Source organism: Tepidanaerobacter sp. GT38 (assembly GCF_021991635.1).
GTDB lineage: Bacteria > Bacillota > Thermosediminibacteria > Thermosediminibacterales > Tepidanaerobacteraceae > DTU063.
The window spans coordinates 1-4,930 of the sequence record NZ_JAFFJA010000069.1; the positions used below are offsets into that span (position 1 = coordinate 1).

The 4,930-nt window shown below is 35.9% G+C and carries 5 protein-coding genes; all 5 read right to left on the reverse strand.

The genetic code is table 11. The annotated features are described in order from the left end of the window. Positions 1–272: 272 nt before the first annotated feature. The gene (locus tag JT739_RS09770) at positions 273–1,106 is read right to left on the reverse strand and encodes a ketose-bisphosphate aldolase (protein WP_237660931.1); all 834 of its coding nucleotides are present in this window, start codon (positions 1,104–1,106) and stop codon (positions 273–275) included. A gap of 1 nt (position 1,107) precedes the next feature. After that, the gene (locus tag JT739_RS09775) at positions 1,108–2,625 is read right to left on the reverse strand and encodes an L-fuculokinase (RefSeq protein WP_237660932.1); all 1,518 of its coding nucleotides are present in this window, start codon (positions 2,623–2,625) and stop codon (positions 1,108–1,110) included. Between the two features lie 45 nt (positions 2,626–2,670). Beyond that, positions 2,671–4,041, reverse strand: a complete 1,371-nt coding sequence (locus JT739_RS09780) for a PTS galactitol transporter subunit IIC (protein WP_370642642.1) — start codon at positions 4,039–4,041, stop codon at positions 2,671–2,673. Positions 4,042–4,046: 5 nt separating this feature from the next. Further along, positions 4,047–4,328 carry a PTS sugar transporter subunit IIB gene (locus JT739_RS09785; protein ID WP_237660934.1) on the reverse strand — a complete coding sequence of 94 codons (282 nt, stop codon included), beginning with the start codon at positions 4,326–4,328 and terminating at the stop codon, positions 4,047–4,049. A gap of 94 nt (positions 4,329–4,422) precedes the next feature. Continuing rightward, the coding region (locus JT739_RS09790; protein ID WP_237660935.1) for a PTS sugar transporter subunit IIA at positions 4,423–4,930 on the reverse strand (508 nt) is incomplete at its 5' end.

Below are 4,930 nucleotides of genomic sequence, written 5' to 3' on the forward strand. Positions count from 1 at the left end.
ATTTCATTACAGGAATGCTCCCTTAAAAAAATACCGACAGGTAATAACCCGTCGGTTTTTGGCTGCTTTTATGTTTTGGGAATATAAAGAACCGGCAGAAAACAAATCTACCGGTCTTTGGCATAATATTATATTTTACAAACTAATTCTTTTTTACTGCCGCTATTGGCTATTCCGTAGCGGTCTGATAAAGAATAACCATACAATCTAATTATAAGGCTTATTAATTTTCTGCGCAATAAGCTATCAAAATTTTACTATTATAAACTTTATCAAGTGTTAAGGGCAATTAATTTTTGTTTTACAATATTTTCTATATTTTGTTTAGCTTCTTGCAAAACATGTATAAGGTCAAATTCTAAATTATTTTTAATATACCTTTCTCCAATAGTTTTTATAAAACATCTTTTTAACTCACTAGAGAAATTTACTTTTTTAATACCGTATTGTTTGAACTTTTTGAGTACCTCATCAGGTAGGCCAGAACCGCCGTGTATTACCAATGGTATATCTGTACTTTTATGTATTTTATTTAGTAAGTCAATGTCGATTTCCGCTTTTTTCTGAAGGCCATGAATATTACCTATCGATATGGCCAGTAAATCACATTTAGTTTTACTGCAAAAGTTTTCTACAGCATCAGGATCAGTTAAATCTTGTTCCACTATTTCCTCGCTATCTTCTTTGCCTTTTAGTATACCTAATTCTGCCTCAACTGTGATACCTAAGTTGTGGCAATATGAAGTTACATGCTTTGTCAATTCTATGTTTTCTTCATAAGATAGATGCGAGCCGTCTATCATCACTGAGCTAAATCCGTTGTCAATGGCATTTTTTATATCTTCCATGGTTCTACCGTGGTCCAAGTGTAAGCTAATAGGAACATTTGTATTTTTAGCAGCCATATTTACAATATTGAAGATGTATTCTGACCCGGATAATTTTAGACTAGGAGGACTTATTTGAATTATTACCGGATATTCGACTTCGCATGCACCTTTGATAATAGACAAAGTTATTTCTAGATTTGATGTATTAAATGAACCGAGAATCAATTTTTTTTGTTTTACTTCAGTAAGCAAATCTTTCATTTTAACCAGAGGCATTTTACTCCATCTCCTTTTTTTCCAGATTAACCTTAAACTCATAAAATGGTATATATATTTCCCGAAAAATATCTTCGTAACACACGGTCAAATTATAATTAGGCTCAAAGGTTTTTATCTGTTCAGCGTTGATCGCTTCTAGATCTTTCCAATGTTTCAAATACCCGTTTTTATATGCCGAAAGAATTACCGCTCCTTTTGCTACGGCTTCATCTATCTCATAAGCTACAATTTCCCTGTTCAAAATATCAGCTTTTAATTGCAACCAAAATGGGTTTTTGCATGCAGAGCCTATTACTCTAACTTGTTTGTATTTATAGCCAAGTAGTTTTTCAAAGGCATAAAGCAAGTTCTTTAACTCATAACACAAACCTTCAAATACTGCCACTAATAGCTCCTCTTTTGTTGTGTATTCTGATAATCCATAAAATAAGCCCCGGGAATTGATACTCCTGTTCGGAGGACCGCTACCTCTTAAATGAGGTATAAATACAATTGATTTTGATTTTTTTAATGATAACTTAGATTTCTTTTCATATAGTCGAGTAATAAAATTTTCTAATTCATCGTTTAACATAGAAAACATTCTGGTATACCAGTCAATAGAATAACCTGCACACGGCAGTGATGCAAAAAGTGTATAATAGTCGCTTATTACGTGGATGCCATTTGACAAAGCGTAGTTAAAGAACTGTGATTCCAGATGGGGATTGTTTTGCAATGTTAACAGGCCTTCTGTTGTTCCCGTCGAATTCAAAATACTGTTCTCATCAGTTAAGCCTGCAGCTATGGAACCGCACATGTGATCATGGCCTGCTATGGATACGGTAGTATGAGGGCTTAGATTGATTTGTTCCGATACGGATTTTAATATATTGCCTACTACAGCACCTGAATCAATTAAGTTGGGGAAAATGTCTTCATCTAATTTTAAATCCTTTAAAATTTTTTCAGACCAGTGCTTAGTTGTGAGATCAAGAACCATCGTTCTAGATGCCAGAGAATATTCCGCCTTCATTTCTCCCGTAAGTTTGTATGCAATATATTCTGCCATACAGAGCCATTTGAAAGCTGAATTAAATTTGCTGGGGTAGTGAGACTTTATCCACAAGATTTTATTCAAACTGTAATTACTGTGTGGCGGTAAACCAGTTATGCCATATATAACATCTGATCCTAATACATCACAAATATGTTTTAATTCAATAATTGTTCGAGGATCGTACCATGTAATGACAGGGCCGATAATGCCCCCTTTTTTATCAATTAATACCCCTGCTTCTCCAACACTGGCAATAGAAATGTTCTTGATATCGCCTATATTTTTAACTTTAGTTGAAATAATTTTTAACCCCTTTTTAATGTTTAACCAAATTTCATTTATATCAAAATCACTGTAATCACCTGTGATAATCTTTGGCGTTTTAAAATAATACTTAAATACAAGATTAAATTCAGGAAAATCATACAAACATAGCTTACAATTGGTCGTACCAATATCTATACCAATAAAATACATCTATTGAACCTCCAATACAAAAATTAGGGGGAAAACCCCCAATTCTTAAGCTTTTATGCCGCTTGAATCTTGATGTGTTTGTGAATTTGTATATTTTATCAACCAGTATACTATTGCCAGAACTACCGGTATTAATATGATTGCGGCAATATTGCCTTGGAATATCTTGAGCAACCAGAATCTGAACGGATTTCCTCCATCAAGAAAGCTTGAAATTAAACCGGTATATCCTTCCGGAAATTTGAAGTTTATACTTTTTGCTATATCCGTAACCAGAGGCGCTACTGTCGTGGCAACCAGAAGATCTCCTATCATAATAGGTATGCCTATGATAACAGACCTCAAAACATTGCCTCTGGTTGCAAGTACAACCATTGATATCATAACTGCGAGATTAGCCAGGTCACCGAGCGGCATAACCCTGTTGCCAGGTACGATAACAGATAAGATAACCGCAATCGGTGTCAGGAGAAGAGCAGTAGCGATAACCGAAGGATTCCCAATAGCAACCGCAATATCCAAACCTATATATAGATCCGACCTGTTAGGATATCTCTTCTTGAGTAAAGCCCTTATCGCATCAGATAGCGGAATTAAACCTTCCATCAATATCCTGACCATTCTGGGCAATATAAGCATGACTGCGCCAAGGTTGATCCCTAAATTTAGCACACCTTTCAAGTCATATCCTGCTCCTATGCCCAGCAATAACCCCAATATCAATCCCACCATCATGGGTTCGCCAAACACTCCAAAACGTTTCTGGATTGTCTCAGGATCTGCATTTAACTTGTTTAAGACTGGAATTTTCTCAATTATTTTGTCTCCCAGAATACCTACTGGAAAAAATACCGCCGAAGATAGGGTTGGCAGAGATATTCCAGGTAGATTAAAATACTTTTGAACCATTGGCGCACACCAATCTGCTAATTTTATTACTATTACCGCTGCGATGCCGGCAGCCAAGAGACCTAATCCGAAGCTCTTTGTGCCACTGTAGACAAGTGCTCCTGCAAAAGCAAAATGCCAATAATTCCACAAGTCCACATCGACCGTTTTCGTGAGGTTAAGAGCTAACATAACGATGTTGATAATAATAGTTAAGGGTATTACAAAAGGCGCTATAGGGGATGCCCAGGTTATAGCAGAAAGAGGCGGCCAGCCGAGGTCCATGACAGGTAAATTAATTCCGGTATTTTTTACCATTGCCTGGGCGGCAGGGCCCAAATTGTTTACTAAGACATCAAAAACCAAATAGATTCCTACAAAGCCCATACCGATGGTTACCGATGACCTTAAAGCCCTTGATGGCTTTACGGAGAAGATTAAAGCCAGAATAAAGATTACAATCGGAAGCATTACAGTAGGACCTAAACCCAAAATGTATTGGACTATACTTAATAACTGTTGACCCATCATTTTTACCTCCCTAGTATTTTAAGTATTTGTTCAAGAACTTCTTCCTCACCGATACCGGTTATTATCGGAAGGGCATTTACAACCGGTGTTTTCATTTGAAATGGGACATTAGTCGTAGACACTATTAAATCCGCTGTTCCATCTAATGACGGAAGAGAAGCCACGTTGGATTGTTGAAAGTCGATGTCTATACCGCGCTCTTTGCAATACTCAACAACTCTTTCAGTAGCTGCAGTAGAAGTTGCTATTCCAGTCGCACATACGAAAATTACTTTCTTTTTCACCTTTTACTCCTCCCAATATAGTTATTCTTTAAATAAATGCGATATTAATATTTTAACCACCCCCTCTAAGGATTTTTCTAAAAAGATTTATTGTTTACACACAATCTGTGGTTAACAGTTTTTCACTAATTAGTAAGTATAATTCTTCGTTATTTTGTTTTAACATTTGTTTTAATAACTGTTCATCTTTGATAATTTCTATGATTTTTTGCAATATCCTGAGATGTTTGGTAGCATCAGTCAGTGCCAGCAGAAAGACAATATAAACATCAACCTTATTAGATATGTTAGCCATCTCGTAGAAGGTAACCGGCTTTGATAAAATTCCTAATGCGATCGAATCATGAATTATGTATTTTGGATCGGCATGGGGGATAGCTACACCTATGCTGTTTGTCTGTAAACCGGTAGGAAAGTCCTTTTCGCGTTTTAATATTCCGTCAAAAAAATTCGGAGTTACAAAACCTTGAGACAACAGAGAGTTTGATAAGACTCTTAATACTTCTTCCCTTGTATTACAATTGAGGTTTGTAAAGATGGATTGTTTGGATAGTTCTATATGGCATTTTCCCATTATTTGTCCTCCCTCTATAATCTTTATT